General features: G+C 59.5%; 9 protein-coding genes. 4 read left to right on the plus strand and 5 right to left on the minus strand.

Annotated features, from left to right (window positions below; genetic code table 11):
- Positions 1-51: 51 nt before the first annotated feature.
- Entirely contained in the window at positions 52-261 is a 210-nt protein-coding gene (locus tag GUC32_RS11840; RefSeq protein WP_049207659.1) for a hypothetical protein, read from the minus strand.
- Positions 262-818: 557 nt separating this feature from the next.
- Between GUC32_RS11840 and adhP the strand changes: the two genes are divergently transcribed.
- Positions 819-1835 carry an alcohol dehydrogenase AdhP gene (adhP, locus tag GUC32_RS11845; RefSeq protein WP_261456362.1) on the plus strand — a complete coding sequence of 339 codons (1017 nt, stop codon included), beginning with the start codon at positions 819-821 and terminating at the stop codon, positions 1833-1835.
- A gap of 52 nt (positions 1836-1887) precedes the next feature.
- Here the strand turns inward: adhP and GUC32_RS11850 are convergent, their stop codons facing one another.
- Entirely contained in the window at positions 1888-3408 is a 1521-nt protein-coding gene (locus GUC32_RS11850; RefSeq protein ID WP_025302811.1) for an aldehyde dehydrogenase family protein, read from the minus strand.
- Positions 3409-3684: 276 nt separating this feature from the next.
- Here GUC32_RS11850 and GUC32_RS11855 point away from each other — a divergent pair, with 276 nt between their 5' ends.
- Positions 3685-5463: a sigma-54-dependent Fis family transcriptional regulator gene (locus GUC32_RS11855; protein ID WP_197791005.1), complete on the plus strand. Its 1779-nt coding sequence runs from the start codon at positions 3685-3687 to the stop codon at positions 5461-5463.
- 55 nt (positions 5464-5518) lie between these two features.
- On the opposite strand, the gene GUC32_RS11860 is transcribed toward GUC32_RS11855, so the two are convergent.
- Entirely contained in the window at positions 5519-6436 is a 918-nt protein-coding gene (locus GUC32_RS11860) for an ABC transporter substrate-binding protein (RefSeq protein ID WP_021504584.1), read from the minus strand.
- Positions 6437-6585: 149 nt separating this feature from the next.
- On the opposite strand from GUC32_RS11860, the gene GUC32_RS11865 reads away from it, so the two are divergent.
- On the plus strand, positions 6586-7782 hold the full coding sequence (locus GUC32_RS11865; RefSeq protein WP_049204017.1) for an MFS transporter: 1197 nt from the start codon (positions 6586-6588) through the stop codon (positions 7780-7782).
- Here the strand turns inward: GUC32_RS11865 and GUC32_RS11870 are convergent.
- Positions 7779-9872, minus strand: a complete 2094-nt coding sequence (locus tag GUC32_RS11870) for a bifunctional diguanylate cyclase/phosphodiesterase (RefSeq protein WP_197826689.1) — start codon at positions 9870-9872, stop codon at positions 7779-7781. The genes GUC32_RS11865 and GUC32_RS11870 overlap by 4 nt on opposite strands.
- 913 nt (positions 9873-10785) lie before the next feature.
- On the opposite strand from GUC32_RS11870, the gene GUC32_RS11875 reads away from it, so the two are divergent.
- On the plus strand, positions 10786-13815 hold the full coding sequence (locus tag GUC32_RS11875; protein ID WP_369435750.1) for an autotransporter domain-containing protein: 3030 nt from the start codon (positions 10786-10788) through the stop codon (positions 13813-13815).
- A gap of 140 nt (positions 13816-13955) precedes the next feature.
- Here the strand turns inward: GUC32_RS11875 and pqqF are convergent, their stop codons facing one another.
- Entirely contained in the window at positions 13956-16271 is a 2316-nt protein-coding gene (gene pqqF, locus GUC32_RS11880; protein ID WP_197770266.1) for a pyrroloquinoline quinone biosynthesis protein PqqF, read from the minus strand.
- Position 16272: the final 1 nt, after the last annotated feature.

A 16272-nucleotide genomic window follows, 5' to 3' on the forward strand; every position in this document is an offset into this window, starting at 1 on the left:
CAGGCGATGCGCCTCTGCGCCCAAACGGCGGGCCAGCGGCCGCTCAACGTCTCAGGATTCGCATTCGGCGATCACCAGCACTCTTACCGTACCTGAGGTTTTATTGTTGGATTTGTCCTCCATAAAGCAGGTGGCGGACACCGTGACACTGCTGCCGCTGAGGCCGGCGATCGCGCTGGAGACGTCGATTGTTTTCAGGTGGTGGTCGGTGTTGCCGTAAGAAACGTTAAACCCCTGAACGGCGACGGAAGCATTAATCACCCGTGAACCAAAATCCAAACTTTGAGTGGAGCCGGAACTGACGCTAATAACTTTAAATTGTGTCGTCGACATATATAACCTCGAATTTTTAGACAGCTGTGGGTAGCGCCGCTAAAAATAGCGGCGATGAAAAATAGAAGGTGAAGAAAAGTCTTATCAGAGATAAACAGCATAGTTAAAACTAGGGGAGGTAATTGATTCTGTCAATGAAAGTATAAATAAAATTAAACCATTTCAAAATCATGATGATAAATAAAATAACTTTTTTATCAATGATATTAAGCGTGTTAATTATAATCTTATTCAGTCGTTATTGAACTAAGGGTATTTCTGTGACAGGTGATGTTACATTAATTAGAGAGCGTTGTTTTTATTGTGTTAAGTGAATGGCACTCATGCATTCTGCAATGCCGTGCAATTAATTCAATAAAAAAAATTTCTCTGCTATATTTTAAAGCTAACCGTTTAGCGGAAAAAGAGAATGTGAATTGTCGCCCTGGGTGACAGTAACGACCGTGATCAAGACCGTTTTTATAATCCGGCTGGAGGAATACAGCATGAAAGCTGCCGTAGTGACGAAAAACCATACCGTAGACATTCAGGATAAAGTGCTGCGCCCGCTGAAGCACGGCGAGGCGGCGTTAAAAATGGAGTGTTGCGGGGTGTGCCACACCGACTTGCACGTGAAAAACGGCGATTTCGGCGAGGTGCCGGGCATTACGTTGGGACATGAGGGTATCGGCGTGGTCTCCGCCGTCGGTGAGGGCGTTACCTCGTTAAAAGTGGGTGACCGCGCTAGCGTCGCCTGGTTTTACCAGGGTTGCGGCCATTGCGAATATTGCGTCAGCGGCAACGAAACCCTGTGCCGCTCGGTGAAAAATGCCGGCTACAGCGTTGACGGCGGCATGGCGGAAGAGTGCATCGTGGTGGCGGACTACGCGGTGAAAGTGCCGGACGGGCTCGATTCTTTCGCCGCCAGCAGTATCACCTGCGCCGGGGTCACCACCTACAAGGCGGTGAAAATTTCCGATATCAAGCCGGGGCAGTGGATCGCCATCTATGGCCTGGGCGGGCTGGGCAACCTGGCGTTGCAGTACGCCAAAAACGTGTTTAACGCCAAAGTGATTGCCATCGACGTCAACGACGGCCAGTTGGAGTTCGCCAAACAGATTGGCGCCGATCTGACCATCAACTCCAAAACGCAAAATGCGGAGGAGATCATTCAGCAGCAAACCGGCGGCGCTCACGCGGCGGTGGTGACGGCGGTGGCGAAAGCCGCCTTCAATTCGGCGGTCAATGCGGTGCGCGCCGGCGGTAAAGTGGTGGCCGTGGGGCTGCCGCCGGAGAGCATGGATCTGAGCATTCCGCGCCTGGTGCTGGACGGCATTCAGGTGGTGGGGTCGCTGGTCGGCACACGCGAAGATCTGAAAGAGGCGTTCCAGTTCGCTGCCGAAGGCAAAGTGACGCCGAAAGTGACCAAACGGCCATTGGGCGATATCAACACCATCTTCGACGAGATGAAGGCGGGCACCATTCGCGGTCGCATGGTGATCGATCTCGGCATGGCGAAATAAGCATCGCTAAAAAAGGCCACCCGCGGGTGGCCTTCTTGTCGCTATGCCCGGCTCAGAACAGGCCCAGCGGTTTGGCGTCGTAGCTGACCAGCAGATTTTTCACCTGTTGATAGTGCGACAACGCCGCCTTGTGGGTTTCGCGCCCGATACCGGAGTTCTTGTAGCCGCCGAACGCGGCGTGCGCCGGGTACAGGTGGTAGCAGTTGGTCCACACGCGCCCGGCCTTGATCGCGCGTCCCATGCGGTAGGCGCGGTTGATGTCGCGGGTCCAGAGCCCGGCGCCCAGTCCGAACTCGGTGTCGTTGGCCAACGCTAGAGCTTCGGCCTCATCCTTGAAGGTGGTGACGCCAATCACCGGCCCGAAGATTTCCTCACGGAAGAAACGCATACTGTTGTTGCCGGTAATCAGCGTCGGCTGCAGGTAGAAACCGTTTTGCACTTCGTCGCCGCGCTGAGCGGGTTCGCCGCCCGCAACGATTTTGCCTCCCTCGTTTTTAGCGATGTCGATGTACGACAGGATCTTGTCATACTGCTGTTTTGACGCCTGGGCACCGATCATGGTCTCGGTGTCGAAGGGATCGCCCTGGCGGATGGTGGCGATGCGTGCCAGCACTTTCTCCATAAACTGCGGGTAGATGGATTCCTGGATCAACGCGCGTGAAGGGCAGGTGCACACCTCCCCCTGATTGAAGAAGCCCAGCACCAGCCCCTCAACCGCCTTGTCGATAAACGCCGGCTCCGCCTGCATGATGTCTTCAAAATAAATGTTCGGCGATTTGCCGCCCAGCTCGACGGTGCTGGGGATGATGTTCTCCGCCGCACAGGCGAGGATGTGGCGGCCGACCGGCGTGGAGCCGGTGAAGGCGATTTTTTCGATGCGTTTGCTGCGCGCCAGCGCTTCGCCGGCCTCGGCGCCGAAGCCTTGCACCACGTTGAGCACCCCCGGCGGAAGCAGATCGCCGATCTCTTCCATCAGCACGCTGATGCCGAGCGGCGTCTGTTCCGCCGGTTTCAGCACCACGCAGTTACCGCCCGCCAGCGCCGGCGCCAGTTTCCAGGCGGCCATCAGCAGCGGGAAGTTCCACGGTATGATCTGACCGACTACGCCCAGCGGTTCATAGATATGGTAGGCCACGGTATTTTGGTCGATCTCCGCCGCAGTGCCTTCCTGCGCGCGCAGGCAGCCGGCGAAGTAGCGGAAATGGTCGACCGCCAGCGGCAAATCGGCATTCAGGGTTTCGCGGATCGGTTTGCCGTTGTCCCAGGTTTCGGTCAGCGCCAGCATCTCCAGCCGCGACTCGATGCGATCGGCGATCGCCAGCAGCACGTTGGCGCGTTCTTGCACGCTGGTTTTGCCCCAGGCGTCCGCCGCCGCATGCGCCGCGTCGAGCGCCAGTTCGATGTCTTTGGCGTCGGAACGTGGGAATTCGGCGATCGGCTGGCCGGTCACCGGCGAGGTGTTGGTGAAGTAGTTGCCGGATACCGGTTCGACGAATTTGCCGCCAATGTAGTTGCCATAGCGTTTGCGAAACGAAACCAGCGAGCCAGGCAAACCGGGGTGGACATATTTCATGTGAAGCACCTCTCTGCAGATGATAACCGGCGCTATTGGGCTGCGCCTGTGAGTGCGGCATGTCGCCGCAGCACGGAGAAGCACGGCCCGTGCCAGATTGATGAATGGCGAAGATGATCGTTAAAAGATCTTATTTATTAACGCGTTAAAAATTGATATGACGTGACGAATCATGCGGTACCGCCGCTGGCGATGGGTTTTTGTGTTCCGTGTCGCAACGCCTGATACACATCTGTGATACATATTTGCAACACTCGTAAACGGGGGGAGAAACGCATGTTGCCTGATGACCGCTTGCCCACCGAGGGCGCCAGTTTGTTGACCCGCCCGCTGGCGGAATCCTGGCAGCGCAGCTGGGGCTACGGCCTGACGCGCGCCGATCAACATATCCCTTTTATCAAAGCCGGATTACTCGAAGAGCTACGCAGCCGCAATGACTGGGTGCCGCAACGGGTACAGCCGCTGATCGAGCAGCTGGGCGCGCAAATTACGCGCCAGCCCGCCATCGTGGTGATCGCCGACGCCGACGGACTGGTGCTGGAAACCCGCGGCAATACCGACTTTCTGCACAAGGCGTCGCGCTTTGCGCTGGCGCCGGGCAACCAGTGGGGCGAAGCGGATCGGGGTACCAATGCCATCGGCACCGCGCTGGCACTCGGCGCGTTCTGCGAGGTCCGCGGCGACCAGCATTTCCTCAACCAAAATGCCGGTTTGAACTGCACTGCCGCACCGATCTATCGGCCGGATGGCCGCATTGCCGGCATACTGGATCTCTCCGCCCCCGCGCAGCGCCCGTACCGTGATGCACAGCGCCTGATCATGCAGGCGGTGCGGCATATCGAACACCGCTGGGTCAGAAGCGCGATCGCCGACCGTCACTGGACGCTGCGCCTGCACGCCAACGCCGGGAGCCTGGGCAGCGCGCAGGAGCTGCTGCTGGTGTTTCACGACGAAGTGCTGGTCGCCGCCAATCGGCTGGCGATGCTGGAGTTCCGGCTTTCACCGGCCGCATTAGGCTCGGTTGAGTTTGCCCAGCTGTTTCCCGACCTGCTGCGACAGCCCTCCGGCGCACCGCACCAGACGCTGGCCGGCAATCAACGGCATTATTATTCGCTGCTCGAGGCGCCGCAGCGCCGCGTTAGCGCCCTGCGTTCGGTTCCGCCGCCGGCGGAAAGGCATGACGAACAGCATCAGAAGGCGCTACGCATTCTCAACGCCGGCCTTTCGCTGTGCGTGACCGGCGAAACCGGCTGCGGTAAAGAGCATTTCAGCCGACGCTTGTTTCAACAGAGCCGCTGGCGCAACGGCAACTTCGTGGCGATCAACTGCGCGGCGCTGCCTGAGCCGCTGATCGAATCCGAACTGTTCGGCTATGCGCCGGGGGCGTTTACCGGCGCCAACCCGAAAGGGTATATCGGCAAGATCCGCGAGGCGGACGGCGGCGTGCTGTTCCTCGATGAAATCGGCGACATGCCGGCGGGCCTGCAAACGCGCCTGCTGCGGGTGTTACAGGAAAAAACGGTCACGCCGCTCGGTAGCCGCAGCGCTTATCCGGTCGATTTCGCGCTGGTCTGCGCCACGCACCACGATCTGCATCGGCAGGTAGAGGCGGGGGCGTTTCGTGAGGATTTGCTGTACCGCATACAGGAATACAGCCTGTGCATCCCGCCGCTCAGAGAGCGGGCGCAGCTGGAGACCTTCATTTTGCAGTTGTGGCGAGAGCTGGGCGGCGATCGGCGTGACATTCGCCTGTTGCCGGAGGCGCTGGCGATGCTGGCGCGCTATCCATGGCCCGGCAACGTGCGGCAGCTGTTGAGTACGCTCAAGGTGCTGCTGGCATTGGCGGACGATCATGCGGTGCTCACCCTGGACGATCTGCCTCAGTCCATCGCGGTGCTGGCGCCGCGTCAGGAGAACGCCGATACCGGCCAGGCGGATCTGCAGACGGCGATCGACAGGGCGGGCGGCAATCTCAGCCGGGCGGCGAAGGCGCTGGGCGTTTCGCGCAGCACGCTGTACCGCAAGTTGTGGAGGCAGAAAGCGGTGGCGGAATGAAACGTCATGATTGCTCATCAATAACCGGCCCCTCGATGCGGGGCCGGTTCATGCTCTAGTCCCCCAGTCCCGGCGGGTTAATCTCCGAATGGGCAATCTTCTCGTCGCTTTCCGCCCAGCGATCCAGCACCTGCAGATAGCTGCCGTTGGCGATGGCGCTGTTGAGCGAAGCCTGCACCGCGTCCACCAGGCCGTTGCCTTTCTTCAGTGTGACGGCGATGTTGGCGGTCTTCGGCCAGCCGCCGGGCACAATGCCCACCAGCCGGGTTTTGCCGGTCAGCCGCGCCTGATAAGCGCCGGAGACGTTGGGCCCGAAGGTGGCGTCGGCGCGGCCAGACTGAATGGCCAACGTGGAGGCGGCCTTATCGGTGACGTACACCGGCTGCAGCGGTGCCAGTCCCTTGGCGCGGTTCTCCTTGTCCCAGGCCAGCAGCACCGCTTCCTGATTGGTGCCGGAATCGACGATGATTTTTTTACCGGCGATATCCGGCGCCGTTTTGATCTGGGTGATTTTACTGTCGGACTTGACGTAGAAGCCCAGCGTATCCTGCCGATAGGTGGCGAAATCGAATTTGGTCTTGCGTTCGTTGGTCACGGTGATGTTGTAAACCGCGGCGTCATATTTGCCGGAGGCCACCCCCAGCGGCCAGTCTTCCCACGACGTGGGCACCAGTTTGAGTTTCAACCCCAAACCGTCGGCCACCAGGCGCGCGATGTCCGCCTCGCTGCCGATCACCGTTTTATTGTCGCGGGCGTACAGGCCGAACGGCGGGCCGCTGCCCAGCAGGGAAATGGCCACCGTCAGCGTGCCGGGTTCCACGAACCGGAAACCGGCGGGGATTTTGGCCACGGCTTCGGCGCTCTTCACCGTGTGGATCGGCGTTTCGTTAGCGACGAGATCCACGCCCGGTGCGGCGGCGGCGGAAAAACTCAGCAGCGCCGCAATCACTATCATCTTTTTGCTATATATCATTATGTTAATTACCTTCATTATTATGGGTGTCACACGGTCGTTGCACTATCTCTAAAGGCTGCAGATCTGTGAACGAACAAAATCAACTAACCAATCTTGGAAAAATCATGAGGCGCCTCTGGCGGCGCTGAATCGATCGAGGATGAAGCATGTCGTCGCGTTTCGCTACGTTGGGCCGCATACCGCGCGGCGTGTGGGTATTGGGTGGCGTGAGCCTGCTGATGGACGTTTCCTCGGAAATGATCCATAGCCTGCTGCCGCTGTTTATGGCGACGACGCTCGGTGCCAGCGTGATCGTCATCGGGCTGATCGAAGGGCTCGCGGAGGCGACGGCATTGATCGTCAAGGTGTTCTCCGGCGTGCTCAGCGATTACCTCGGTAAACGCAAAGGGCTGGCGCTGCTGGGCTACGGGTTGGGCGCCATCAGCAAGCCGTTTTTCGCTATCGCATCGTCGTCCGGCATGGTGATGAGCGCGCGCCTGCTGGATCGCGTGGGCAAAGGCATCCGCGGGGCGCCGCGCGATGCCCTAGTGGCCGACGTGACGCCGCCGGAAATTCGCGGCGCGGCCTTCGGGCTGCGGCAGTCGCTGGATACCGTCGGCGCCTTTTTAGGGCCGCTGCTGGCCGTCGGCCTGATGCTGCTGTGGCACAACGATTTTCGCGCCATCTTTTGGGTGGCGACGGTCCCGGCGGCGCTGGCGATTGCGCTGCTGTTTTTCGGCCTGAAAGAGCCGACCGCCGCGATAACCCACAAGCGTACCAACCCGATCACCCGCGCCAACCTGCGGCTGCTGGGGCGCAGCTATTGGTGGGTGGTGAGCATCGGCGCGATCTTTACGCTGGCGCGCTTCAGCGAAGCGTTCCTGGTGTTGAAGGCGCAGCAGGGCGGCACGCCGCTGGCGCTGATCCCACTGGTGATGGTCGCCATGAATCTGGTCTACGCCTGCTCGGCCTATCCGTTCGGAAAACTGTCTGACCGCATGAGCCATGAAGGATTGCTGAAAGCCGGGTTGCTGGTGCTGATCGCCGCCGACCTGGTATTGGCGCTGAGCGATCATTGGGGCGGGGTGCTGTTTGGCGTAGCGCTGTGGGGGGTGCACATGGGCATGACCCAGGGGCTATTGGCGGCGATGGTGGCGCATACCGCGCCGGCTCATCTGCGCGGCACCGCGTTTGGCATGTTCAATCTGATCAGCGGCGTGGCGCTGCTGCTGGCGAGTCTTGGGGCTGGAACCTTGTGGGAGCTGTTCGGTTCCGCCTCCACCTTCTACGCCGGGGCACTCATCTGCGTAGTGACGCTTATCGGTATGCAGCTGGCGCCGTTTGGCGCACGGCAGGGGGCTTAACGGCCCTCGACAGATTGCGGCACCGCTTGCAGCAGCTCGGGCACCCGCTGGGATTCCACCGCCCGGCTGAACAGAAAACCCTGGCCAATATGGAAACCGGCTTCGCACAGCGTTTGCCGCTGCTGCTCGGTTTCCACGCCCTCGGCGATGATATCGATCGACAGCTTCTGACCGAGGATACCGATGCTTTCCACGATCGCCAGGATCGCCGGTTCGGTGTTCATGCGTTGAACGAAATCGCAGTCCAGCTTAATGCAGTCCAGCGGGTAATCCATGATATGGCTGAATGAGGAATGGCCGGTGCCGAAGTCGTCCAGTGCGATGCGGATGCCCATCTCTTTGAGCATTTGCAGCGCGCGCAGCACGTACTTGGAGCCATGTTTGTTGAACGCGTGCTCGGTCACTTCCAGTTCGATCAGGTGGTGGGGAATATGGAATTTCAGCAGGCGCTGCAGGAAGGTTTCGGCGTAGTTGTCGCGTAAAAATTCGATCGGCGACACGTTCAGCGAGATAGGGCGTACCGCCACGCCGGTCGCGCGCCAGCGGGCGATATCGGCGAAGACCTTCAGCTGCATGGCTTCGCTGATCTTGGTCGCCAGCTCGTAGTCGTTGAAGGCTTCGCTGACCGTCGCCGGCAGCTGTATGCCGTTTTGCGGGCAATGCCAGCGCAGCAACGCTTCGAAGCCGACGATGCTGCCGTCGGAGAGGCTGACCTTCGGCTGGTAGCTGGGACGGATGCAGTTGTCGCGCACGATCTGGCGCGCGTAGTTGAGCTGGCTGGCGCGCGCGCGGGCCTTGTCCATCATCTTGCGATCGAACATATAGACGCCGCCGCGGCCGCCGTCTTTCAGCTCATACAGCGCGGTATCGGCGCATTTCATCAGTTCCGAAGCGTCGCGGGCATCTTTGGGGTAGATGGCGCCGCCGATGCTCATGCCGCAATGCAGCGTCTTGCCACCGTGGGTGATCGGCGTCTCCAGCTGCAGCAGAAACTTGTTGGCGATGCGGAAAATATCCTGCTCGTTTTCAACGTCGCTGATTACCACCGCGAATTCGTCCCCCCCGAGGCGGGAGACGAACGAATGCGTATTCATGCAGGCGCTGAGCCTTTTACCCAGAACCCGCAGCAGATGGTCGCCCGCCGCGTGGCCCAGCGTGTCGTTCACCAGCTTGAAGTGGTCAAGATCCAGCAGCATCAGCCCGAGGGACTTGTTGCCATGCAGGGCACGCTTCATCTCTTGCTTCAGCTTTTTCTTGAATAAGCGCCGGTTGGGCAGGCCGGTCAATTCGTCATATTCGCTGGCGAGCAACAGACGCTGTTCCATCACGCGTTGCGACGTCACGTCGCGCGAGACGCACAAGATCTCGGCCACTGCGCCGTGTTCATCGCTGACGGGAGAGAGAATGTTGTCCCAATGCTGTTTTTTTCCTTGCGGCGTCACGCTTAATCCCGCGAAGCGAGCATTTTTACCGGCTCTGACGCTGTGCAGCGCCTTGCTGCCACGGCGGCGGACTTCGGGCGACAACAGCCCCAGCCAGGGCATGCCAAACTCTTTTTGCGCCGGATCCAGGCCGAGCGCCAGGCTGCCGGAGCGGTTCATGTGCCGCAGCGTGCCGTCGCGATTGATCACTTTGATGCAGTCGACGCTGGCGTCCAGCATGTCTTGCTGGATAGAGAGCGCCTGAACGTTTTGCTGACGTTGCAGCATTTGCGGGTGGATGTCGGTAGCGGTGAGGTACCAGCTGGGCTCCAGCGCCATGCCGTCCTGACGGGCGTTAAACGCCAACATAAACCAACGGTAGGCGCCGCTGCGATCGCGCAGGCGGGCCTCACCGGCGAATGAGGAGAGGGCAACGATCGCCTGGCGCCATTGTGTGGCCAGCCGCTCGCGATCGTCGGGGTGCAGGGTATCGAGCCAATCAGCGGCGCCGTGTTCACCGGCGATTGCGCCGGTATAGTCGCGCCACTGTTTATTGAAGTAGCCGCCAAGGCGGTTGCCGAAGCAAATCAGACCGGGCAAGTCGTCTACGATTTCGCTATAGAGATCAATCGGATTTTTGTTATTGGTCTGCTTGGGCAACAGGGTCATGCGGCATTTCCTCGGAAAATTACCCATATTCTCGCTCTCTAGCAGAGCCTCTTTCAATATAGTCTTGCCAATGAAATTGGGAATAGCCAGCGGGCGCGGCTAAAAATCAGCCCGCTAGCATGGAATACATCCAGCGTGAACGCATTAGGAATACTCCTGTTATTTATAAGCCCCCCTTATATTGCAACGAAAAATAAGTGATCGGACCACGATGGGGTTTTGCCATAAAAATTAATCAATCTGATGTTTCTATTTGATGAAATGTTCAGGTGTTTTTATGCTCTTCCACCGGTTGCTCTGCCGGCGCTATGCGTCTTCACTGACGAAAATCTCACTTATGGCGGCAATAACCGCCATTTTATGCACTCTTCAGCGGTTGTCGCAGCACCGTCGCCCGGCGTTTAGAGAAAAGTTATGATGCAAATCAAGAAATGTTTTGTTTCATCTGTTGACACTTTGCTTACGTATAAGATAGCCTCGCGAATGATAATCATTAGCAAAACTGGATGGTGAGGCGAAATGCACCCACAGCCTGATCCTTACGCCCGCACCCGATGGTCGGGGCATTTCGGCGCAACGGCGCCGGCAAGCGTACATTCGCCTCCTCTCCAAACGTCTGCGCCATAGGCGCCCGGCGCGATGGCATCTCTTTGTCAGTCTGCGCCCATTTGCATCTCTCAGCCTGTCTGTTCGCGCGGCCCGCGTCGGGCTCGCATGTGTTATCCGTCGTTTCACGATCATAGGAGGTTTCAGCGCGGTTAAAACGTAAGTTTTCTTCTGGGTATAAATAAACATGGAGCGTAAAATGATACTTAATAAAAGATTGAAGTTAGCGTATTGCGTTTTTCTGGGTTGTTATGGCTTATCCATTCATTCTTCTCTTGCCGCTTATCAGGATCCCGGTCGATTGGGCGTGCCTGACAGTTGGAAAACCGCGGAGTTTAATCGCCAATGGGGGCTTAAGGCTATTTCCGCCGAATTCGCCTATGCCAGAGGCTATACCGGAAAAGGTATAACCATCGGCATTATCGATAACGCCATTCTTTCCCATTCTGAATTCGCCGGTAAACTGACACGCCTGGATAACGGCAGTTATAACTTCTCGTATGATAAACAAGATAATATGTCTTTCGGCGATCACGGCACGCACGTAGCCGGTATCGCGGCGGCTAAAAGAGATGGCACAGGTATGCACGGCGTTGCTTTCGACGCGGATATTATCGGCACCAAATTGAATGATTACGGTAATCGCAACGGCCGTGAAGAGCTGATTCAGAGCGCAGCCCGCGTCATCAATAACAGCTGGGGGATCGCGCCAGATATACGGCGAGACGCCAAAGGCGATATCATCTGGTTGCCGAACGGTAGGCCGGACTACGTGGCATTTGTAAAAAACGAAGTGATCGCCGAGATGATGCGCAGCAAATCCAGCGTGGAATGGGGCAGCGAACAACCGGTGCCCACCGGCGGGCACAGCGCCATGTCGACGCTGCTGCGGGCGGCCAGGCACGGCAAGCTGATCGTCTTCTCGGCAGGAAATTACAACAACTACAATATCCCGGAAGCGCAAAAGTCACTGCCTTACGCTTTCCCGGACGTACTGAATAATTACCTGATTGTGACCAACCTGAGTGACGAAAATCAGTTAAGCGTTTCCTCGACCAGCTGCGGACAAACGGCCAGCTACTGCGTTTCCGCGCCGGGTTCTGATATTTACAGCACCGTTGGCCGGCTGGAATCCAATACCGGTGGCGCCGTGAATCGCGAAGCTTATAATAAGGGCGAGCTGTCGGTTAATCCCGGCTACGGCAATAAATCCGGCACCTCAATGGCGGCGCCGCACGTTACCGGCGTTGCCGCCGTATTGATGCAACGTTTCCCTTATATGAGCGCCGATCAAATATCCGCGGTAATTAAAACCACCGCCACCGATTTGGGTGTTGCCGGTATTGATAATCTGTTCGGCTGGGGACGTGTCAATTTACGCGATGCGATCAACGGCCCGAAAATGTTTATTACCCAAGAGGATATCCCGCAGGAATATTATGTACCGGGCTCCTACAGTGAAAAACAGTTCGTGGTGAATATCCCCGGCCTGGGAAATATCGTCGAACCCGGTACCTCTGTTGAGCGGCGCTGCACGTCGAGCGAATGCGACTTCGATTCGTGGAGTAACGACATCAGCGGGCACGGCGGCTTGACCAAAACGGGCGCCGGTACGCTGGCGTTGTTGGGTAATAACACCTATCGCGGTAATACCTGGGTGAAACAGGGCGTGTTGGCGATCAACGGTTCGGTGGCCTCCAACGTCTATATCGAAAATAGCGGCACGTTGTCCGGTGAGGGTACCGTAGGCGCCTTCAGAGCGGTTCGGGGCGGCAGCGTCGCGCCGGGTAACGGCATCGGCACGCTGCATGTGTTGCACGACGCCATTTTTGATCGTGGTTCGCAGTATAACGTGGAAGTGGCGGACAATGGCCGCAGCGATAAGATCGCCGCGCGGCGCGTTTTCCTCAACGGCGGCAGTGTGAATGTCAGCCTGGAGCGCAGCCAAAACCTGCTGTCGCAGAATGAGGCGCAGAGTCTGCTGGGCAACAAGTACACCATCCTGACCACGACGGACGGCGTCAACGGCCGGTTCGAAAACGCCAACCCATCGTATCCGTTTGTTAAAGTCGCGCTGGATTATCAGGGCAATGACGTCGGCCTTGGCATCACGCGCACCGACGCCCGCTTTGACAGCCTGGCCAGCACTGAGAACGAGAAAGCGGTAGCTCGTGCGGTGGAGACGCTCAACGCGACGGAACCAGTCACGGAAACGGTGAAGCGCAGCGTGGCTGCCCCTACCGCTGAGGCGCTAAGCGCACTGCAAGGTGATGAAGGCAAAGCGCAAGCCGCTACCGAAGATGCGGGCGTCGTAACCGGCCATCCGGTGTATGAAAGCTTCCTCGGCTTCACGTCGGCCAGAGAGCTGCAACAGGCGACCCGTCAACTGTCCGGCCAGATCCACGCGGATATGGCTTCCGCCCAGATTAACGAAAGCCGTTACCTGCGCGATGCCGCCACCGAGCGCTTGCGCCAGGCGGAAGGCCGCCGTATCGCCTCCGATATCAAGGCGGATGATAATGGGGCCTGGGCGAAACTGCTGGGCAACTGGGGGCATGCTTCCGGCAACGACAACGCCACCGGCTACCAGACCTCTACCTATGGCGTACTGTTAGGTCTGGACAGCGAACTGTTTGACGACGGCCGGCTTGGGGTGATGACCGGGTATACCCGCACTTCGCTGGATGGCGGTTATCAGTCAGATGCCCACAGCGACAACTACCATCTGGGGCTGTACGGCGACAAACGCTTCGGCGCGTTGGCCCTGCGAGCAGGCGGCACCTATACCTGGCATCGCATCGACACCTCGCGCTCGGTGAACTACGGCGCGCAGTCGGATCGCGAGAAGGCCAAGTATAACGCGCGTACCGGTCAGCTGTTCATCGAAAGCGGCTACGATTGGTCGAGCGATGCGGTCAACCTTGAGCCGTTCGCCAACCTGGCGTATACCCATTACCGTAACGAGGAGATCAACGAGCAAGGCGGGGCAGCGGCACTGCGCGGCGACAAACAAAGTCAGTCCGCCACCGCCTCGACGCTGGGTCTCCGCGCCGACACCGAGTGGCAAACCGACAGTGTGGCGATCGCGCTGCGCGGCGAGCTGGGTTGGCAGCATCAATACGGCAAGCTGGAGCGCAAAACGCAGCTGATGTTCAAACGTACCGATGCGGCGTTCGACGTAAACAGCGTGCCGGTTTCCCGCGATGGGGCGATTCTGAAAGCGGGCGTCGATGTGTCGATTAACAAAAACGCCGTCCTGTCCCTTGGCTACGGCGGGCAGCTGTCGTCCAACCACCAGGATAACAGCGTCAACGCCGGTCTGACCTGGCGCTTCTGATCGCGGTTAGCGTGCTTCGCTTTATTAAGCCCTCATCGTGACGATGGGGGTTTTTTTCGCGGCCAGCCGGCCTTCTTTGGCATGAGGTGATACTTTCTCCGCGTCCTATTCCCCCTGGCCGGTGTTCCCCGTCGGGTTAATCAATCAGAGGAAAGCAAACGCTGCTGCCAGTGCAACAGTTGGGTCAGCGTGACTGGCGCCGCGTCAGCCATGGCCACGCGATCTTCCAAGGCAATTTCTCGGGCGCGCTGCAACGATTCGGTGCTGAGGCGCTGCAAGTTTTGTTGCGTCGCCTGTTGTATTTGCGCCAGTTCACCCGCGCTAACGTGCGGCAACTCATGACGCATCTGCAATAAGAATTCGTCGGTTAACTGCCTCAGCTGTTCAACGGTGAACGTCGGGGATTGCAGCGCGAACAGCAGGCCTTCGGCATCGGCGCAGCGGTGGAAGGCGCATTGCACCACGTAACCCACGTTGCGTTCCACGCGCAGCCGCTGAAAATAGCGCGGCGCGTAAAGCTGGGCCAGCACCCGCAGCGCCCAACGGCCTTCGGCTTCATCGTTTTGCAGCGGGTAAAACTGCAGTAAGGCACTTTCGGCGCCGCTTTCCGTCAGCGTGATGGGGCAATGATGTTGATGTGTCGGCAGCGGCGGCTCCGCGGCCACGAAATAGGGGAAGTCGTACAGCAGGTGCGACAGCTGCCGTTTTAACTCGCCATCGCCGCCGATCAAGGTGGCATGCCATTGTGCTGCTTCGGTTGGCGCACTGAGCGCCGCCGGCAATTGAGCTAACAGGCGGCGAATGGCGATATCGCTTTGTTCTTTCAGCTGCGTATGGCGCAGGTTTCTCGCCGCTTCGCTGAGAACGGTCGGCGGTAACATCGCCAGCGCTCGGTTCACCTCACTCAGCCCGTGGCAGATCAGCGCGTGGCTGCCCGCCAGTTGCAGCAGCCACACGCCCTGATGGCGCTCGAAGCTCAAATGTCCCTCCCGATGCGCCAGTTCTGCCGCCCCGGTGCGCAGCGCCGCCTGTAAGCCGTAGGCCTGTCCATCGCTGAAGCGGCTCGACGGCGTCGGCCGCAGCAGCAGCACAGGCTGCGCTTCGCCGGGGAGCAGATGCCGCAGCGGCGCCAGGCCGGAAGGCAATCTCGGGCTCGGCAGCGCCGCCGAGGTGGCGAAAAAGCGGAATGGTTCCGCGGCAGACGTCAGCGCGGCGCCGGCGAAGGGGCCAAGCGCCAGCGGCAGCCCTTGAATTTCACGGGTTTCGCCGGGGCCATCAGACCGCACGGCCAGGCGACGGCGCGGCGCGCTAATCAGCGCCGCAATATGCCGCGGCCAATCGTCGTTCGACTCCACCGGCGGTAGCCCAAGCGCTCTGGCCCGCAGCTGATCGAGCGGCGCCAAACGGTGGAAATCGCGATTTGCCAGCCGCTCGTAATGCGCAAGCTGAGCCGGTGTCAGCACCTGCAGCGCCTGTAGCCACGCCAGCAGGGCGCTTTCGATGTGGGCAGCTTCAGCGGCTGAACCGCGATTGACGGTAAAGATAAAACTCAGCAGGGCGTTGTTCTCACTGCAGCGCGAATAGTCCAGCCGAACGGCGTCACACCACGCCTGAGCGCGCAGCCGCGCCAGCAGCCCGCCGGGGGCTTCGTCCAACAGCAGGCGCTCCAGCCGCCGCAGCCAACCGCGTGAATGGGAACGCGACAGGGCAAACACCAGCCTCAGCTGTGGCGTGCCGGGAAGAGACAGGGTGTAATCTTTCGCAGCGGTCAGCGGCGGTGAGGCTTCGTGCGGTATGGCGCTGCCCGATGGCAAGCGGCTGCCGTAGCGCTGTGCCAGCGCATGCAGCTGCGCCAGCGATTGCGGGCCTTGCAGCCACAGCGTCATGTTTGGCGCGCGAAAATAGCACTGGTGAAACTGCCGCAGCGCCTGCTGCAACGCGGAAATGTCGTTGCCGAAAGCGGCGCGGCTGCCGATATGAAAGCGATGCATTGCACCAAGGCCGCCGAACATCTGCCGCTGCGCCGCTTCGCAGCGGGTTTCTACCTCGGCGCGCAGCAGGCGGTATTCGGCGTCGATGACCTCGATCTCCTGCTCAATCGCCTCGGTCGCCAGCTGTGGGGCGGCGAGCATATCGCTTAGCCGCGTCAACCCCTGCGCCAAATGTTCGGTGCCCACCTCGAAGAAAAACGCGGTTTGCGTAGCCTGGGTGGTGGCGTTCAGTCGGCCAGTGACCGACGGTACCCAGCTCATCAGGCCCTCTTGCACGCTGAAGTTCGCGCTGCCGCGAAACAACATATGCTCCAGCAGGTGCGCCAGGCCCGGCCAGGCGACGGGCGCCTGAAAACTGCCCGCCTCAATGCGCACCAGCGCGGCGGCGCAGCCGACAGCAGGGTCGCTTATCGCCTTGACGGCCAAACCGTTCTCGAGCTGCCAAGAGGCGCCGGCGAGTGCCATC

Source organism: Serratia sp. NGAS9, assembly GCF_009905295.1.
In the GTDB taxonomy this organism is placed as follows: Bacteria; Pseudomonadota; Gammaproteobacteria; order Enterobacterales; family Enterobacteriaceae; genus Serratia; species Serratia bockelmannii.